The 16,683-nt window shown below is 67.6% G+C and carries 16 protein-coding genes; 9 read left to right on the forward strand and 7 right to left on the reverse strand.

Going from position 1 to position 16,683, the window contains the following annotated elements:
* Positions 1 to 97: 97 nt before the first annotated feature.
* Entirely contained in the window at positions 98 to 586 is a 489-nt protein-coding gene (locus tag LGT36_RS09945) for a GNAT family N-acetyltransferase (protein WP_226095105.1), read from the forward strand.
* A gap of 43 nt (positions 587 to 629) precedes the next feature.
* On the opposite strand, the gene LGT36_RS09950 is transcribed toward LGT36_RS09945, so the two are convergent.
* Positions 630 to 1,583, reverse strand: coding sequence for an alpha/beta fold hydrolase (locus LGT36_RS09950; RefSeq protein WP_226095106.1), 954 nt, complete (start codon positions 1,581 to 1,583; stop codon positions 630 to 632).
* A 109-nt stretch (positions 1,584 to 1,692) separates the two neighbouring features.
* Here LGT36_RS09950 and LGT36_RS09955 point away from each other — a divergent pair, with 109 nt between their 5' ends.
* Positions 1,693 to 2,661 (forward strand): YafY family protein, encoded by a 969-nt coding sequence (locus LGT36_RS09955; protein WP_226095107.1) that lies wholly within the window; start codon positions 1,693 to 1,695, stop codon positions 2,659 to 2,661.
* A gap of 45 nt (positions 2,662 to 2,706) precedes the next feature.
* On the opposite strand, the gene trpB is transcribed toward LGT36_RS09955, so the two are convergent.
* On the reverse strand, positions 2,707 to 3,930 hold the full coding sequence (gene trpB, locus LGT36_RS09960) for a tryptophan synthase subunit beta (protein ID WP_226095108.1): 1,224 nt from the start codon (positions 3,928 to 3,930) through the stop codon (positions 2,707 to 2,709).
* Between the two features lie 519 nt (positions 3,931 to 4,449).
* Positions 4,450 to 5,217 (reverse strand): siderophore-interacting protein, encoded by a 768-nt coding sequence (locus LGT36_RS09965; RefSeq protein WP_226264533.1) that lies wholly within the window; start codon positions 5,215 to 5,217, stop codon positions 4,450 to 4,452.
* Positions 5,218 to 5,325: 108 nt separating this feature from the next.
* Here LGT36_RS09965 and LGT36_RS09970 point away from each other — a divergent pair, with 108 nt between their 5' ends.
* Genes LGT36_RS09970 through surE form a run of 3 tightly spaced genes read left to right on the forward strand, consistent with a single transcriptional unit; the run spans position 5,326 to position 8,262 of the window.
* Positions 5,326 to 6,357: an NAD-dependent epimerase/dehydratase family protein gene (locus LGT36_RS09970; protein WP_226095181.1), complete on the forward strand. Its 1,032-nt coding sequence runs from the start codon at positions 5,326 to 5,328 to the stop codon at positions 6,355 to 6,357.
* Between the two features lie 20 nt (positions 6,358 to 6,377).
* On the forward strand, positions 6,378 to 7,415 hold the full coding sequence (locus tag LGT36_RS09975) for a 1-phosphofructokinase family hexose kinase (RefSeq protein WP_226095182.1): 1,038 nt from the start codon (positions 6,378 to 6,380) through the stop codon (positions 7,413 to 7,415).
* A 1-nt stretch (position 7,416) separates the two neighbouring features.
* Positions 7,417 to 8,262, forward strand: a complete 846-nt coding sequence (gene surE / locus LGT36_RS09980; protein ID WP_226095183.1) for a 5'/3'-nucleotidase SurE — start codon at positions 7,417 to 7,419, stop codon at positions 8,260 to 8,262.
* A gap of 79 nt (positions 8,263 to 8,341) precedes the next feature.
* Here surE and LGT36_RS09985 read toward each other — a convergent pair whose 3' ends face one another.
* Positions 8,342 to 9,391, reverse strand: a complete 1,050-nt coding sequence (locus tag LGT36_RS09985) for a glycoside hydrolase family 5 protein (RefSeq protein WP_226095184.1) — start codon at positions 9,389 to 9,391, stop codon at positions 8,342 to 8,344.
* Positions 9,392 to 9,538: 147 nt separating this feature from the next.
* Between LGT36_RS09985 and LGT36_RS09990 the strand changes: the two genes are divergently transcribed.
* Together LGT36_RS09990 and LGT36_RS09995 are read left to right on the forward strand one after the other, a co-directional pair.
* Positions 9,539 to 10,453, forward strand: coding sequence for a phosphotransferase (locus LGT36_RS09990; protein WP_226095185.1), 915 nt, complete (start codon positions 9,539 to 9,541; stop codon positions 10,451 to 10,453).
* A 33-nt stretch (positions 10,454 to 10,486) separates the two neighbouring features.
* Positions 10,487 to 11,803 (forward strand): nitrate/nitrite transporter, encoded by a 1,317-nt coding sequence (locus LGT36_RS09995; RefSeq protein WP_226095186.1) that lies wholly within the window; start codon positions 10,487 to 10,489, stop codon positions 11,801 to 11,803.
* On the opposite strand, the gene LGT36_RS10000 is transcribed toward LGT36_RS09995, so the two are convergent.
* On the reverse strand, positions 11,800 to 12,807 hold the full coding sequence (locus LGT36_RS10000; RefSeq protein WP_248642061.1) for an IS481 family transposase: 1,008 nt from the start codon (positions 12,805 to 12,807) through the stop codon (positions 11,800 to 11,802). The genes LGT36_RS09995 and LGT36_RS10000 overlap by 4 nt on opposite strands.
* A 109-nt stretch (positions 12,808 to 12,916) precedes the next feature.
* Positions 12,917 to 13,558 carry an NAD(P)-dependent oxidoreductase gene (locus LGT36_RS10005; RefSeq protein WP_226094678.1) on the reverse strand — a complete coding sequence of 214 codons (642 nt, stop codon included), beginning with the start codon at positions 13,556 to 13,558 and terminating at the stop codon, positions 12,917 to 12,919.
* Positions 13,559 to 13,693: 135 nt separating this feature from the next.
* Here LGT36_RS10005 and LGT36_RS10010 point away from each other — a divergent pair, with 135 nt between their 5' ends.
* Both LGT36_RS10010 and LGT36_RS10015 read left to right on the forward strand, forming a co-directional pair.
* Complete coding sequence (locus LGT36_RS10010) at positions 13,694 to 14,542, forward strand: aldo/keto reductase (protein WP_226094677.1); 849 nt, start codon at positions 13,694 to 13,696, stop codon at positions 14,540 to 14,542.
* 165 nt (positions 14,543 to 14,707) lie between these two features.
* Positions 14,708 to 16,006 carry an MFS transporter gene (locus LGT36_RS10015; RefSeq protein WP_226264390.1) on the forward strand — a complete coding sequence of 433 codons (1,299 nt, stop codon included), beginning with the start codon at positions 14,708 to 14,710 and terminating at the stop codon, positions 16,004 to 16,006.
* On the opposite strand, the gene LGT36_RS10020 is transcribed toward LGT36_RS10015, so the two are convergent.
* Positions 16,003 to 16,572: a TetR/AcrR family transcriptional regulator gene (locus LGT36_RS10020; RefSeq protein WP_226264389.1), complete on the reverse strand. Its 570-nt coding sequence runs from the start codon at positions 16,570 to 16,572 to the stop codon at positions 16,003 to 16,005. The two genes, LGT36_RS10015 and LGT36_RS10020, sit on opposite strands and share 4 nt — an antisense overlap.
* Positions 16,573 to 16,683: the final 111 nt, after the last annotated feature.

Here is a 16,683-nt window from a genome sequence, read left to right on the forward strand (position 1 = left end):
ATCGTCTGCAGTGGCGCGCTCCTCTTGCCCGCTTCGCGCGAACCCAGAGGCACGTCGATCGCGAGCAAGCGTCGTCGCCTCGTGGAACACTTCAGGCATGCCGATCACTCTCAGGCCGATGAGCGCAGACCACCTGCCCCAGTGGCTCGCGACGTCCAACGCTCAGTACATCGACGAACTGGTCGCAGGCGGCCGCACACGCGAGGACGCCACCCACCACGCAGCCAAGTTCATCGACCCCGCATTCCCCGACGGCCGCCCCGCACACGGCTACGCCGTCTTCGACGTCCTCAACGAGGCGGGCGCCGTCGTGGGCTACCTGTGGGTCGGTCCAGACACCAGCGACGATCCCGCCGCGTGGTGGGTATGGGACATCGAGATCGATGCCACTCAGCGCGGGCATGGCTATGGCCGCACTGCGATGCTCCTTGGTGAGGAGTACGCATACGAGCACGGCGCGCGCACGCTCGGGCTCAACGTGGTGGGTTCCAACGCTGTCGCGCGCGGCCTCTACGAGTCGCTCGACTACGAGGCCACCGCTGTGCAGATGCGCAAGCGCCTGGGCCCGGCCCCGCAGGAGGGCTAGCTACCCGTCACCGGTGCGCCTGATCCCAACCCGCGTCTGCCCACTACCGGACGGACGCGCCGTCCTGCTTCTCAAGCCAGGCCACCATGAGGTCATTGAGTTGCTCCGGCAGCTCCTCCTGGATCCAGTGGCCGCAATCGAGGCTCACCACATCCACGTTCGGCACGAACTGGGCGAGGTTGGCCGACTTGGCCACCATGTCCTGTTCGCCGTAGACCATGAGCGCGGACTGCTGGATGACCGGCTCGACCTCCGCCAACAGGTGCCAATTGCGGTCAAGATTCCGATACCAATTGATGCTGCCCGTGAACCCCGAGCGCTCGAATGCGGAAATGTAGACCCCGAGGTCCGCGTCGCTCATGACCGGGTCACCTGCCGGGGTCTTCGCTTGGGCCAGGTTGATCATCATCATCCCCGGCTCGGGCGGCACGGCAGGCAGGTTCTTGCGGTACAGATTGCGCAAGAACTGCGACGTATTGGCGTCGAGCACCGCATCGGCCACGCCCGGCTGCCGGTTGAAGTGCACAAAGTAGAAGTCACCACCGAGGAACTGCTCCATCCCCTCGATCCACGGCATCTCACCTCGCTCCTGGTACGGCAGGCTGAGGTTGATCACCTGGGTGACGCGCTCGGGGTGGAGCAGTGTCAGCCCCCACACCACCATGGCGCCCCAGTCGTGACCCACGAACGTCGCGTCCTTGTATCCGTAGTAATCGAGCAGCGCGACCAGGTCGCCTGTCAGATGAGTGAGGTCGTAGTCCGTCACCTCGGTGGGGCGGGATGAGTTTCCGTAGCCCCGCTGATTGGGGACGATGACGTGGTAGCCAGCCGCGACGAGGGCTGGCACCTGGTGTCGCCACGAGTAGGCGTGCTCCGGCCAGCCGTGGCAGAGCACGATGGGCTTGCCGAAGTTCACTTGACCGGCCTCGAAGACTTCGAGTTCCACGCCGTTCACTGAGACAAGGGTGGGCTCCGGGAAAGCGCTGGGGTTGGTCATGTCGTGTCCTTTCAATGGGGCGCCGACGCTGGGTTCGGCGTGTTGGGTGCCACCACCGTAGGAAGCATTGCGGACAGATTCAGTCCTCTAAACGTGCGAGACTTTGGACATGCGGAAAGACCCCACCGGCCGAGCGCTGCAGTTGCTCTCGCTGCTGCAGACGCATCGGTTCTGGCGCGGCACCGAACTGGCCGACCGCCTTGAGACCACGGAGCGCACCGTGCGCCGGGACGTTGACCGGCTCCGCGAACTGGGCTACCCGGTGGATGCCACGTCGGGCAAGTTCGGCGGCTATCGGCTTGCATCGGGGGCGCACCTTCCACCGCTCGTCCTCGACGATGACGAGGCCGTCGCGGTGGCCGTGGGGCTGCGTTACGCCGCTGGCGCCGCGATCGACGGTATCGAGGAAACCTCGTTGCGCGCGCTCACCAAGATCGAGGCGCTCCTACCCCACCGCCTGCGGCGGCGGGTCTCGGCGCTGCACTCAAGCGTCACGTCGGCACCCGTCCTGTCCGACGACCACGTGGTCGATCCCGAGGCGCTCAGCGTGCTCGCCGCTGCCTGTCGCGACCACGAGGATGTGCGCTTCGGGTACCAGTCAAGCGAGGGCGAAGCGAGCCGCCGCCGCGTCGCGCCACACCAGTTGGTGACCGCCGGCCGACGTTGGTACCTGGTGGCGTGGGACCACGATCGCGCCGACTGGCGGATGTTTCGCCTCGACCGGATCCAGGACCCGCGCGCGGTGGGGAGCCACTTCACACCTCGCGATATCCCTGGCGGGGGCGCGGCGGCCTTCGTCGCGAGCGCCCTCGGTTCGACCCCGCGCCACGTTGAGGCGACGCTCGCCATCGACGCCACGGCCGCCGAACTCCAGGGCGTGCTGCGGTGGATCGATCACACTCCCGTCCAGACGGAGGGTGACCGCTGCGTCGTTCAGATCCGTAGTGAAGACCTCGGCCGACTCACGATGACGGTTGCGCGCCTTGCGCTCACCGCGCCGGTCGAGGTGATCGAGCCTGCCGAACTCGCGGACGCCGTTCGCGCGCTCGCCCGGCACCTCGGCGGCGCGCCGCGCTAGACACCCGCGAGAACGTCGGCGATTGCCCCCTACTGTCTCGTGGCCCTACTGCCCGATGCCCCAGTTCTCTATCACGTAGTCCATGTCCTTGTCGCCGCGCCCGGAGAGGTTCACTAGCACGGTCCCCGTGCCCATCTCGCGGGCCGTGACCAGAGCATGCGCCACGGCGTGCGCGCTCTCGAGCGCCGGGATGATTCCCTCTTTGCGGCTCAGCGCGAAGAACGCGTCGCGGCAGTCGTCGTCGCTCGCCGTGACGTAGCGGACGCGGCCGGTGTCCTTCAGGTAGCTGTGCTCCGGCCCGACGCCCGGGTAGTCCAGCCCACTCGCGCACGAGTACACGGGCGACGGGTTTCCCTCGGAGTCCTGGAGGAGGTAGCAGTTGAAGCCGTGGATGACGCCGGGGGTGCCGTACGTCATGGTCGCGGCGTTCTCGCCCACCTCGGTGCCGCGGCCGAGCGGCTCCACCCCGATGAGCTCCACCGGGTCGTCCAGGAACGCCGAGAACATGCCAATCGCGTTGGACCCGCCGCCCACGCAAGCCTCGACGACGTCGGGAAGGTTGCCCGTCATCTCGTGGAACTGCTCGCGTGCCTCGATGCCCACCACCTTTTGGAAGTCGCGCACCATCATCGGGAATGGGTGCGGCCCCACTACGGAGCCGATGCAGTAGATCGAGTTCTCGTAGTCGGCCAGGTACGCCTCGAACGCCGAGTCCACGGCCTCCTTGAGCGTGCGCAGCCCGTGCGTGACGGGGACAACCGTCGCACCGAGCAACTGCATCCGGCTGACGTTGGGAGCCTGCTTCTCGATGTCGACCTGGCCCATGTGGATCTCGCACTCGAGGCCAAAGTGCGCCGCGGCGGTCGCGAGCGCGACGCCATGTTGGCCTGCGCCCGTCTCCGCAATCAGCTTCTTCTTGCCCATGTACTTGGCGAGCAGGCCCTCGCCCATGCAGTGGTTGAGCTTATGCGCCCCGGTGTGGTTGAGGTCCTCGCGCTTGAGGTAGATCTGAGCCCCGCCGTTCTCCAGTGAGAGCGTGCGCGCGTGGTAGACCGGCGTCGGCCGTCCTTGGAAGTGCGTGCGGATGTAGCGCAGCTCGTTGATGAACGCGGCGTCGTTCTCGATCTCGTGATACGCCCTGGTGATCTCCGCGAAGGGGCCTTCAAGTTGCGGCGGGAGGAACTGGCCGCCGAAGGCTCCGAAGAAGCCGCTCTGGTCAGGGACGGTTGCGCGGCGGAAGCCCTCGCGCGTGCTGGTCTGCTCGCTCATCACACACCTCATCGTGGTCGGTCGTCAGGCGCGGCGAGCCTACACCCGGGAGGTGCGAGTGGAGTGGGACTCACACCCTGGTGAAACACTCGGAGCGCTTCGCGCGGTTCCTGCGCGAGCGATGGCGGCGGTTGACGGACGCGGGTGACGGCGGTTGACGGACGCGGGTCGCGGCGGTTGACGAAGCGCGGGGCGAGCCGGGGCGAGCGACGAAGATCGCCCGCGACTGGGCCCAGTCGGGCCGGCCTACCGGTGCTCCTCGGGACTTGTCGGCACCTCAGCGGACCCTCCCTGACACCAGGCACGGCGCTCGACCGGCGCGCCGCCCGCGACACGCCGAGGTTCGTACCCGCGGTGTGTCAGGGAAGGTACACCAGCGGCGCGCAAGGTGCGTGAGTGCCCCGCAGGGCGCGGGGCGGCGCGCAGAGTGCGTGAGTGCCCCGCAGGGCGCGGGGCGGCGCAAAAAGGGGTACGTGAGTGCCCCGCAGCGATGGGGGGCCAGTGGCCGAGCACACCCCGTCAGGTCAAGTCCTCCGCCTCCATCGCGGCGTTGAACTCCTTCTTGCTCGACTGCCAGCCGTCCTCGTTCAGTCCGGTACGCCAGTACCCAGAAATGGACACCCGTGCGCGATCAAGCCCCACCTCACGGAACAGAAACCGTCGCAGGGGCTTCACCATGTCCGCGTTGCCGTGCACAAACGCCTCCACCACGCCATCCGGCACGCCCGAAGCGATCACCGCCCGCACCAGCGCCTCGCCATAGGGCAGCCCGTGTTCGTCGCGATGCACCCACGTGACCGTGGTGCGAGACGGCACTCGCAGCGGCTGGTGGTGCGCGGCCGATGCCACCTCCAGGAACACCCACGCACGGGCATCGGCCGGCAAAGCGTCGAGCGCGGCGGCGATAGCCGGAATGGCCGCCTCATCTCCCACCAACAAGTGCGCATCGGCGTCGGGAGCGGGAGCCCAAGCCCCGCCGGGCCCCATGAACGAAATCTCGTCCCCAGGTTGCGCGCGCGCCGCCCACGGCCCCGCCAACCCCTCGTCGCCATGGATCACAAAGTCGATCGCCATTTCGTTCGCGACACGGTCGAACCAGCGCACCGTGTAGGTCCGTGTCACGTCGCCAAACATCAACTTCACGTAGTGGTCAGTGAACGTGAGCTCTGGCAGCGCGCGCAGGCCCTCGCCGGTGAGGATCACGCGCACCATGTCGGTCGCGTTCACCTTGGTGCGAGAGACCGTCGCGGTGTGGACGGGGCGCGGCGGACGCGTGGGAGTAGTCATTACCCCCAGCCTACGTTCATGGCCCCGGCCGTCCGAGCCCGTGGTCCGTCGACCACGCCGATCTAGCATGGAGACTGTCGCCCGATCAGCACCCCTCAGGAGGAGCTCATGAAGATCGTCGTCACAGGGGCCAGTGGCAACGTCGGCACGGCGGTCCTGCGAGCGCTGCGCGAGGCGGACGACGTCACCGAAGTGGTCGGCCTGGCGCGACGGATACCGCGACGCACCCCTGGCCCGCCCTACGACGTCGCGACGTGGCACAGCGTCGACCTTGGCGCGAGTGACGCAGCAAAGGTGAGCGACGCCCTTGCCCGCGCGATGGATGGCGCCGACGCTGTGATCCACCTGGCCTGGGCGATCCAGCCCAACCATGACAGGGCTCGCTTGCGCCGCACCAACGTCCTGGGGTCATCCCGCGTTCTTGCGGCCGCGCGTGCGGCGAGGGTTGATCACGTGGTGGTCGCGTCTTCCGTTGGCGCCTACTCGCCCTGCCACGACGACGCCCTGCACGACGAGTCGTGGCCCACCAAGGGCATCCCCACCAGCGAGTACAGCGTTGACAAAGCGGACCTGGAGACGCTGCTCGATGAGCACGAGACCAACCACCCCGAGGTGCTCATCACCAGGCTCAGACCGGCGCTCATCTTCCAGCGCGATGCGGGCTCGGAGATCATGCGGTACTTCTTCGGCCCCTGGGTGCCCGCGAGCGCTCTGAGCGGCCACCTACCTGCGATCGCGTGGCCGCGCGGCACCAGGATTCAGGCCCTCCATGCGGACGACGTGGCGCAGGCCTATCTTGCCGCTGTCAGGCTGCGGCCGGGCGGGGCATTCAACGTCGCGGCCGACGATGTTCTGGGCGGGACCGAGATTGCGGGCTTGCTCTCGGGCGGCCGATTCAAAGAGACTCCCGCGCCTGCCCTGCGCGCGGCGATCTCGGCAGCCTGGAACACGCGAGTGGTGCCCGTCAGCCCCGGTTGGCTCGACATGGCCGCGTCCGTCGCCCTGATGTCGTCGGACAAGGCGCGCGCCCACCTCGGATGGCAGCCGCGCTATTCGGCGCTGGAGACTGTGGCCGAGGTGCTCGACGGCATGGTGGACGGAGCCGGGACAGAGAGCGCCCCACTGCGCGCGTCTCACTAACGCCGTTTACCATGGCAAAGATGAGCGAATCTCGCCCAGAAAGCGCTGCCGATGCGAGCAACGTCACGCCCGCCGCAGGCCCTCGCATCTCCGTGTTGGCACCCGCCCCCCTCGTCGTCGTAGAGATCACCGACGATCCTGGTGGCGATGGCGGAGACGCCAAGCCGACCATCCACATGCACCCAGGCGGCCAGGGCGCGTGGGTCGCCAGTATGGCGGCGGCGCTCGGCGCGAATGTCAGCATCTGCGCGCCGCTCGGAGGCGAACTGGGCGAGCCCTTGCGCCACCTCCTCATCGCGGACGGCATCACCGTGATGGATGTGGGCGTTGGCGCTGGCACCGGCGCTGCCGTCGTTGACCTGCGCAGCGGCGAGCGCGTCGAGGTCGCCACCATGCCCCCGCCACCACTCGACCGCCACGACCTGGACGACCTCTACGGCATGGCTCTGGTGGACGCCCTCGAGTCGAAGGCCGCCGTGATCACGGGAGTTGACCCACCGGAACTGGTCCCGCCCGACTTCTTTGGCCGCTTGGTGGCCGACGTGCGAACCGCGCGCATCCCCGTGGTTGCTGACGTGGCGGGCGACGCGGCGCTGGCGGTGATTGCCGAGGCCCCCACCGTTCTCAAGATGAGCCATGAGGAGGTGCTCGCCGCCGGCCTTGCGGAGCACGACGACCTGGCCACCTTGCGCGCCGCAGCGGAGGCCCTCGTGGAGCGAGGCATCACCGCCGTGGTCATCTCGCGGGCAGACAAACCAGCGCTGCTCGTCACCGCTAATGGCGCACGCCTGGTGTCAAGCCCCGCCATCCGGCCCGTCGTGCATCGCGGCGCTGGCGACTCGATGACCGCCGGCATCGCCGTCGGCCTGGCCAGGGGCCTCGACATCGAGGACGCGTTGCGGTTGGGCGCGGCCGCGGGGACGCTCAACGTCGCAAGACGCGGGCTCGGCTCCGGTAGGCGCGAGCAAATCGAGCGTTTCGCCGACAAGATCGAGGTCACCGACGCTGGCGATACCGACGCCGACGCCGGCGACACCGATACGGAGAGGAGCGTCTGACATGCGCGTACTTGTCACCAACGACGACGGGATCGGCTCGGCGGGATTGACGGTCTTGGCCGACGCGGCCCTCGCCGCAGGTCACGAGGTGGCCGTTGTCGCCCCGCACCACCAATACTCGGGATCGAGCGCCGCTCTGATGTCGCACGAGGAGGACGGGCAACTCGTCTTTGTGGACGGCAGGCCTCCCGGACTCGACGCCAGTGTCAAGGCGTTCGGGGTCAAGGCCGCGCCGGGCCTGATCGGCTTTGTGGCGAGCTCGGGGGCCTTCGGCTTCACGCCCGACATCGTGCTCTCGGGAATCAACATCGGCGCCAACACGGGGCGTGCGGTGCTGCACTCGGGCACCGTGGGTGCCGCGCTTTCGGCCGCCGCGCACGGCGTGCGCGGCATGGCGGTATCAATCGCCTCTGCGGAGCCCCAACACTGGCCGACCGCTCGCGCCGTGGTCGACCGCAGCCTCGAGTGGCTCACCGACCACGACATTGGCGACAGGGTGCTGAACGTCAACATCCCTGATGTTCCCCTGGAGAAGCTGCGCGGCATTCGTCCGGCGACGCTCGCCAGCTTCGGTGCCGTGCAGGCGCGCGTCAAGGAGGAGGGCGTCGGCTTCGTCAACCTGACCTACGCAAAGGTGGAGCCAGGGGAAGAGCCCGACACGGACCACCAGTTGCTGAGTCGCGGCTGGGCGACCTGGACTCTGGTGCGCGCGCCCGTCGCCGATCAGGACGACGTCGATCTGCCTCGCATCGACCTGGCTGATCTCGCCGACGAGCCCGTCAGTGTGGCGGCCGGAACGGTGATGTCAACGACCCCCGGCGAACCCAACCCGCCTGCGGGGCACTGAGGCACCCTCAAGGCACGTCACCCCAGAGCTGCGGGGCACTCACGCACCCTCACCGGGCAAGCCAACGAGTAGCCCCAACCTAGGCGTCCCCGGTCACGATCGCGAGGTACTCGGCATCAACCACCCGGCCTGAGAGGTCGACCAGGCCAAAGTCCATCGCCTTGTAGGTCCAGATGGCGCTCCCAAAGCCGTGCTCGCGGAGCAACGAGTAGAAGTCCGCCAGCCAGCGTCGGCGGCTGCCTGGGTCGACCCAGTCGGCCACGCCAAACTCGCCGCAATACAGCTCACGGCCAGTGCGCGCGGCAAACTCCACCGCAGGCGCCACCACGTCGGCCAGGAGTTCGCGATCCATCCGCCTGTCCACGTGCTCGTCCCCAAACTGGTTGTGCTGCGGATGCGCTGCCAACCATTCGGCAAGGCCGTCGAGGTAGCCGGGATACGCGGGCGCCTGGCCCCACTCTCGGGGCCCTGCAGCCCACGGCGCATTCTGGTGCGTGAAGTACAAGGGCTCATAAGTGTGGAAGGTGTAGATGACGCGGGGATCGTCAATCTCCACCAGGCCAGCGAGCCCACTCACCGCGTTGTTGTGGGTACCCCCGATCATCACCACGGCGTCAGGCGACACCGCATGGATCGCCTCGACCGTGCGAGCTGCGAGCGGGTTCCACCGACTGTTGTCGGGAAGCGTCACCTCGTTGAGCAGCTCGAGCACGAGCGGAACCGGGGCGTCGGCATAGCGGCGTGCAACCATCTGCCACAGCGCCACGAAGCGGTCTTGCACCGCGGCGTCTTCAAAGAGCGTGTTGCCGGCAGCGTCGCCCTCCTCAAGGTCGTTGCGGAACGTGAACCCCGGCGCCTCGTGCAGATCGAGCACCACGGCCAGACCGGCGTCGGCGCACCACTCGAGACACGCGTCAACGTAGGCGAAGCCCTGGTCGTTCGGCACGCCCGGAGCGTCGTCCGACTCGAAGAGGGGGTAGTCGACGGGCAGCCGCACGTGATCGAGTCCCCACGAAGCAATCTGCTCGATGTCGCCGCGGGTGATGAACGTGCGGAAGTGATCGTGGTCGTAGGCCGCGTATTGCGACAGCCAACCCCCCAGATTGACGCCCTTGACGAAGTGCTCCATTGCCTACCTCTCGCAGTCTTGTGATGGAGAAATCCTAGGGGGCGGCTCACCTACCAGGAGGGACTTGAGGCGCATCCGTGAGGGCCCGCCCGCAGCCGCTGCGGAGTGTTAGCGTCGGGCCGTGGATGCGACCAAGGGCGACGGCTCATGAGCAACGACATCACACCCCCCGTGGCGCATCCCTCGATCACGCTCGAGACCGTGACGGCCCTGATCGCCGAGCAACTGCCCGACCACACGCACCTTGAACTCGGCGAGCGCTTCGACGGATGGGACTGCGCGATGTTCCGTCTCGGCGATGCTCTCGCCGTGCGGCTACCGCGCACTCAAGACGCCGTGCGCTTCCTCCAGGCCGAGATGCATTGGGTCCCCCAGTTGTCAGGCGGCTGGGACTTCCCCGCGCCGACGTTCGTCGCCCACGGCCTTCCCTCGCACGGCTACCCGTGGCCATGGGCGGTGGTGACGTGGGTGCCAGGCGATACGGCCGACGCCGTCCCCCTTGACGCCGACGCCGGCACCAGCGTCGGCCGCGCCCTCGCCCAAGTGCATACGCCCGCGCCGGACGACGCCCCTTTCAACGTCGAACAATCGATCCCGATGGCGGATCGCGACGTGAAGGTTCGCGAGCGCGTCGCTCGACTTGCCGCCACTATCGGACCTGCTGGCGAACGCATTGACACAGAAGCAGCCGCGGCTATCTGGACCGAAGCGCTCGCGGCAAGCGAGCATGCCGAATGGGTGTGGTCCCACGCCGACCTCCACGGAGCGAACGTGCTCAGCCACGGCGGAGCCTTTGGCGGGATCGTGGACTGGGGCTCGATGGCGATGTGTGACCCTGCCGTCGATCTTGGCTTCGCTTACACGCTCATGCCGCGCGAGGGCGTGGACGACGCCGTGGCCGAGTACGGCAGGCTCACCGGGAGGGTCGACGCCAACCTCCTTGCGAGAATGCGGGGCATCGCGCTCAGCAAATGCGTCGGCGTCGCCTTGTCGCCGCGACCGGTGACCACGGCGATGGGCTGGCGAGGACTCGTGGCGCTTGGGGCGGCGCGCGCCGCGTAGCCTAGGGCTGCCCCGAACTCTCAGAGGAACCTCGTGAGTCAGACTCGCCCGCCGATGGCCAGCCGCATGGCCTGGCTCGTGTTCGCCACGGCGGCGGCCGCCTACTTCGTGGCGGTCGTGCATCGCACCGCGCTGGGCGTGGCCGGCGTCGAGGCGCTTGACCGCTTCGGTATCGAGGCCACGGCGCTCTCGCTCCTGGCAGTCCTCCAGATCGCCGTGTACGCGGCGATGCAAGTGCCGGCAGGCAATCTGCTCGACCGCTACGGGCCTGCCGCCGTGATCGCGGTCGGCTCGCTCGTGATGGCGCTTGGGCAGGCCATGATGGCCTTTGCCCCGAACTTTGGGTGGGCGCTGGCGGCGAGAGTGCTGATCGGCGCGGGCGACGCTCCCGTGTTCATCGCTGCCACAAGGCTGGTCGCCCACCACTTCCCGGCGCGGCGGGTGCCACTGATGGTCCAGGTCACCGGCTTGATCGGCCAGTCGGGCCAACTCGCCACCGCGATCCCGCTTGCCTTCGTGCTGCACTGGGCCGGTTGGACCGCGGCGCTCGGCTCCCTCGCGATCGTCGGTGCGATGACGGCCGCGGCGGTGTGGTGGCTGCTGATTCGCCCACGGGACGCCTCGTTCTCTCCCGAGCGCTCCTCGTCGATCTCGGTGCGCGCCGCGATGACCACCTCGATGCGAACGGCGGGAGTGAGGCTCGGATTCTGGAGCCACTTCGTGGGGCCGTTCTCCGCTAACACGATCGCACTGTTGTGGGGGTATCCCTACTTCACGACGGCCCAGGGCCGCTCCCCTGCCGAGGGAAGCCTCCTGCTCACCGCCATGGTGATCGCCATCATCGCCGCCGCGCCCGTCATTGGTGCGCTCACGGCACGCCATCCTTTGCGCCGCAGCTGGCTCGTGATCGGTGGCGCCGTCATCACGGCGCTCGCATGGGTCGCGATCCTTGTGCCCACGACGCCGCGTCCCTTGTGGCAGCTGATCGTGTTCGTGTGCGTGGTGGGCGCTGGCGGGCCGATGTCGCTGGTGGGCATGGACTTCGCACGCACCTTCGCGGTGAGCGGGAGGCTCGGGAGCGCCACTGGCTTTGTGAACATGGGCGGATTCATCTCGACCATCATCAGCGTGCTGTTGGTAGGCGTGGTGCTGCAGGCGGTGTCCCCCGCCGGATCCTCCGAGTACTCGCTGGCCGAGTATCGCGTCGCCTTCGCCGCGCTCGCAGTTCCGTGGCTCGTGGGGATCGCAGGCGTGGTGGGAAGCCGGCGTGACACCAGGGCCGTCATGGCAAGCGACGGCTTGCTGGTGCCGAGCATCCGTGAGGTGTGGCGCAGGCGCCGCGACCGCTAGCTGTTCTGGCTCATGACGTTGGTGACGCGGGCTTTGAGTCGTGAGGCTGGGGGCCGGTCCCCGATGGCAGTGTGGTCACGATGGTAGTTGTAGTGGATGTTCCAGCGCTCGATCGCGGCCGCGCGCTGTGCTTCGGATAGCCAGATCCGGGCGTAGAGCAACTCGTTCGCGATGATCCGGTTGTAGCGTTCGACTTTGCCGTTGTGTCGGGGCGTGTAGGGACGGATGTATTGATGCCGGGACGCAGTCGCGGCGATGGTCCGGATGAAGTCTTTGGCCCGATAGTTGGCTCCGTTGTCGGTGACGACGGTCACGACCCGCTCGATGCCATGCGCTTTGAAGAATGCGCGGGCGCGGGCATAGAAGCCGATCGTGGTCGACGCTTTCTCGTCGGCCAGGTGTTCGGTGTAGGCCAGGCGGGAGTACCCATCGACGATCGAGTGCAGGAACACGTAGCCGGCTTTGGCGCCTGCGACTTTGGCTCGCTCGGTGGCGCGATGCTGCTCGGATCCGCGGCCGTGGATACGATGACCACCACCATCGGGGATGCGGCCGACTTTCTTCACGTCGAGGTGGACCATGTGACCGGGGAAACGTGCCGTGATGGTGCCCACGACCCGGTTGGTGGACCCGTCAGGGTCCAGATCCCGCAACCTTGAGATCCCCAACCGTTTCAGCCACCGACCGACGGTGGCCAGTGACACAACGTGGCCGTGGGCGACCAGTTCGCGGCGGATCGCCCGAGCTGTCCAGTGATGCTCGCGCCGCCACGTCTCGATCAGCTCCACAACCTCGGGCGCGGTGATCGTGGGGCGCGCATGCGGGGCCGAAGATCGATCTGCGAGCCCGGCGAAACCATCGCTATCGAACCGGGATTTCCACTTCGACAAACACGCCCGCGATACCCCCGCCTCGGCGGCGACGTGAGCGATCGGACGGTGCTGGCAACGCTGGATCAAACGCAGCCGGCCTTCGGCAGTGAGCGGGGCATTAGCGTGGTGCATGAGGGATAGGTCCTTTTGGTCAGAACGGTCGTAGTGGTACTTCCATCCTGCCTGGGGGCCTATCCCTCGCTCACGGCCCCGCCGTCACCAACCTCATGAGACGCAACAGCTAGCCCACGACGGAGACGTGCTCCCTGTGGTGCTCGTCGTTGTCGATCAGGTCAAGGATCGCCGCCGCGAAGTCGGGTGCCGAGATGAAGGACTTGCCGTCCTCATCGAAGATGGCCACCTCGCCGCCTAAGCGATACCGACCGGTCGCCTCGCCTGGAGCGAAGGCTCCGAACGTGGCGGCCGGGCTCACGAAGGTCCAATCAAGCGCGGGGTCAGCGGCAAGTAGCGACTCGTAGACGGCGTGTCCGGCCTGCGCTTCTGCACGGTACTCCTCGGGAACCTCGCCCTCGATGAAGCGGGCCGCACCTGGTGCCGGTCGCAGCGAAGAGAAGCCGCCCACCACAATCAGCCTTGCGCCGGACTGGATCGCCGACTCGGCCAACAGGGAGGCCAAGTCAAGGTGGTGATCCACCATGTCTCCGCGAGGGGAGGTGGCGGTGACCACGGCGTCGGCGCCCTCGAAGGCACGCGCCCGCACGTCTCCTGAAAGCGCCGAACCCTGCAGATACGTCACTCCGTCAACAGGGACCATCGGAACGGATCGCGCGACCGCCGTCACGCGGTGAACGCGCGCGGCCGCCTCGGCAACGATCGCGGCACCCGCATAGCCGGTGCCCCCGATCACGGTGATGCTTGCCATGTGAACCTCCTGGTTGCTGCGTCGACGTGCAGGAACGCAGCGCCTCTTCGTGGACGCAACACCGCGTGCCGCCCTGCGATTCCGCACTGGCCGTTCCGGGAGGTCCAGCCGCCGCGTTCGTCGTAGCCTGGGACCATGACCATCCCCACGCACTTGCTCAACGACGGCCACTCGATCCCCTCCATCGGCTTTGGCACGTACCCCCTTCAAGGCAAGGAGGGCTACGCAGCCGTCAGGTCGGCGCTCGACACTGGATACCGGCTCATCGACACCGCCTTCAACTACGAGAACGAGGGCATGGTGGGCCGCGCCATCCGCGACTTCTTGCGCGAGTCAGGCACGCCGCGAGAAGACATCACGGTGCAGACCAAGTTGCCCGGCCGTCACCACGACACCGAGCGCGCGATCGCTTCTGGCTACGAGTCTCTGCAGCGACTGGGGCTCGATCAGATCGACGTGATGCTCATTCACTGGCCGAACCCGATCACCGGCAAGTACCTGGAGGCGTGGCGGGGACTCGTGATGCTCCGCGAGGAGGGCATCGCGCGCAGCATCGGCGTCAGCAACTTCACCGATGAACACCTGGGTCGCATCATTGCCGACACCGACGTCACGCCGGTTGTCAATCAAATCGAGTTGCACCCGCTGTTCATTCAAGAGCAGATGCGAGCGGCCCACCGCCAGCGCGGCATCGCGACCGAATCGTGGAGCCCGCTCGGCAAGCGGAACGCGCCCTTCGAAGTGGGTGCGGTGGCCGACGCCGCAGAGGCTCACGGCGTCGCTCCCGCACAGGTGGTGCTCAGGTGGCAGGTCCAGTTGGGCAACATTCCGCTTCCGAAGTCCGCCAACGCGGCACGCCAGGCGGCCAATCTCGACGTGTTCAGCTTCGAGTTGAGCGATGAGGAGATGGCCGGCATCAGCGCGCTTGACCGCCCGGATGGACGGCTGTTCGGCGGCGACCCGAACACGCACGAGGAGATGTAGGGCCCGCCCCGTCGCCCGCTGGCTGGGTTGCCCTCCCGCGTGGGCCGCACGCGGGCTGGGTCGCTAGTCCGGCCACGCAGCCTCGCCTCTCCCCTACCCTGTGGGCACGGCTCCGACGCCTCACGCACCGTGGGACGAGCCGCCACAGACCGCCGAGGAGCCGCCATGGCCGCACGCGTATCGCGCCGCGCGTGGTGGGTCTTTGCCGCCGCGAGCGCCGCGTACTTCATGGCGATCATGCACCGCACGGCGCTCGGTGTAGCGGGCGTCGATGCGCTCGACCGGTTTGCGATCGGTGCGACCGCTCTGTCGGCGCTCTCCATGACCCAGATCGCGGCCTACGCGATCCTGCAGGTGCCCTCCGGGAGACTCCTTGATCGGTTCGGTCCGCGCACGGTGATGGTCGCGGGTTCTCTCCTGATGGCGATCGGCCAGGTCCTCATGGCCACCACCGAGAGCTTCACGTGGGCAATCGTGGCCCGCGTGCTGATCGGCGCTGGCGACGCCCCGATCTTCATCTCCGCCTCGCGCCTGGTCGCTCACTGGTTTCCGCCCAGGCGCGCACCGCAAATGGTGCAGTTGACCGCGCAAGTGGGTCAGGCGGGTCAGCTCGCCACCGCCATCCCCGTGGCGTGGCTACTTCATGCCCAAGGCTGGTCCACGACCTTCCTGGTGCTGGCGGGCCTGGGGATCGTGGCGGCAGTGGTCGTGTCGGGCGTGCGCACTCCAGGAGCGGCCGACGCCGACGACGTCCCAGCAGTAGCCGTCGCCCAGTCGCGTCCCACGGTGTCAAAGGCGGGGGTAAGGCTCGGCTTCTGGACTCACTTCACGGCGCTGTTCTCCGCCAATACCGTAGCGCTGCTGTGGGGAGTGCCGTTCTTCGTCACCGCGCAAGGGCGCTCGGTGGCAGAGGCGAGCCTCCTGCTCACCGCACTCACCCTGTCGAAGTTTGTGGTGAGCCCGTTCGTGGGTACCGCGACCGCGAGGCACCCGTTCAGGCGCTCCTGGATGGTGCTCATGTTCGCTTGCGTGACGGCGGTGGCTTGGGCGCTCCTGTTGATCCCGAGCACCCCGCGCCCCATGTGGCAGCTCGTCTTGTTCGTCATGGCGATTGCCGCGGGCGGGCCGGTGTCTCTCGTGGGCCTCGACTATGCGCGGACCTTCGCGGACCACAGTCGCCTTGGTGCGGCAAACGGCTTGGTCAACACTGGCGGTTTCGTCTCCACGATCGTGGCAGTCGGCCTGGTCGGCGCGGTATTGCAACTCGCCGCGCCCGACGGCAACTACGACCTCGACGCATACCGCTTGGCCTTCGCCGCGCTCGCTCTTCCGTGGGCCGTCGGCGTGGTCGGCATCGTCCGCAACCGCGCGAAGGCGCGTGCCGACTGGGCGGCAAACGGCGTCCTGGTGCCGCCGCTACGCGAGGTTCTCGAGCGTCGGCGTTCGGGGCGGCGCGGCGACTAGCGTGCGACGTGCTCCGTGATGACCCAGTTGACGATGTCGTGGAGCGCCATCTCGAGGTCGATGTAGTCGGGGTGGCGCAGCCATGCGCCCTGCACGCCTTCGAGCGCGGCGATCAGGGTCCTCGCAAGCGTCTCGGTGTCGTCGTACTGACCGTCCAGGCGCTCCACGAGGAACGCGACCACGGCTTCGTCACGTTGTTTGCACGCGTCGTGGGCAGGGTGGCTGGGGTCCATGGCTTCGATAGACAGCACGGTGCGGAGCCTGGCGGCGTGCGGGTCTTCCAACATGGACTGCAGGACTCCGTCCGCGATGTCCTTGCCCGTCAGGGTGCCACCGGGGCCGGTAGGCACAAAGCGATCGCCATCGAGCGCGTCGCGACGCCTCAGCACGGCAATCAGCAGGGTCTGCATGTCCTTGAAGTAGTACGTGACGGCTGGCGCGGTCAGTCCACATCGAGTCGCCACCGCCTTCATGGTCAACCCGCGATAGCCCCGCTCAGCGAGCATCTCCATGGCGGTGTCAAGGATCTGCTCGCGGCGCACTTGGGGTGGGAGTCGTTGCGCCAAGAACACCTCCTGCAGTTGTCTGCTTCCCACAATAGGCCGAAACGCTAATCTTTCCGCAGTAAAGTAACGGTCCAGGGGGACGAGTCCGCCATCGTCGTTGGGAGTTCGCGA

This window comes from Demequina sp. TMPB413, assembly GCF_020447105.2.
Taxonomy (GTDB): domain Bacteria; phylum Actinomycetota; class Actinomycetes; order Actinomycetales; family Demequinaceae; genus Demequina.

Coding starts and splice junctions, on each gene's coding strand:
- LGT36_RS09945 (WP_226095105.1), top strand. CDS start 98: ATGCCGATCACTCTCAGGCCGATGAGCGCAGACCACCTGCCCCAGTGG.
- LGT36_RS09950 (WP_226095106.1), bottom strand. CDS start 1,583: ATGACCAACCCCAGCGCTTTCCCGGAGCCCACCCTTGTCTCAGTGAAC.
- LGT36_RS09955 (WP_226095107.1), top strand. CDS start 1,693: ATGCGGAAAGACCCCACCGGCCGAGCGCTGCAGTTGCTCTCGCTGCTG.
- trpB (WP_226095108.1), bottom strand. CDS start 3,930: ATGAGCGAGCAGACCAGCACGCGCGAGGGCTTCCGCCGCGCAACCGTC.
- LGT36_RS09965 (WP_226264533.1), bottom strand. CDS start 5,217: ATGACTACTCCCACGCGTCCGCCGCGCCCCGTCCACACCGCGACGGTC.
- LGT36_RS09970 (WP_226095181.1), top strand. CDS start 5,326: ATGAAGATCGTCGTCACAGGGGCCAGTGGCAACGTCGGCACGGCGGTC.
- LGT36_RS09975 (WP_226095182.1), top strand. CDS start 6,378: ATGAGCGAATCTCGCCCAGAAAGCGCTGCCGATGCGAGCAACGTCACG.
- surE (WP_226095183.1), top strand. CDS start 7,417: ATGCGCGTACTTGTCACCAACGACGACGGGATCGGCTCGGCGGGATTG.
- LGT36_RS09985 (WP_226095184.1), bottom strand. CDS start 9,391: ATGGAGCACTTCGTCAAGGGCGTCAATCTGGGGGGTTGGCTGTCGCAA.
- LGT36_RS09990 (WP_226095185.1), top strand. CDS start 9,539: ATGAGCAACGACATCACACCCCCCGTGGCGCATCCCTCGATCACGCTC.
- LGT36_RS10000 (WP_248642061.1), bottom strand. CDS start 12,807: ATGCACCACGCTAATGCCCCGCTCACTGCCGAAGGCCGGCTGCGTTTG.
- LGT36_RS10005 (WP_226094678.1), bottom strand. CDS start 13,558: ATGGCAAGCATCACCGTGATCGGGGGCACCGGCTATGCGGGTGCCGCG.
- LGT36_RS10010 (WP_226094677.1), top strand. CDS start 13,694: ATGACCATCCCCACGCACTTGCTCAACGACGGCCACTCGATCCCCTCC.
- LGT36_RS10015 (WP_226264390.1), top strand. CDS start 14,708: ATGGCCGCACGCGTATCGCGCCGCGCGTGGTGGGTCTTTGCCGCCGCG.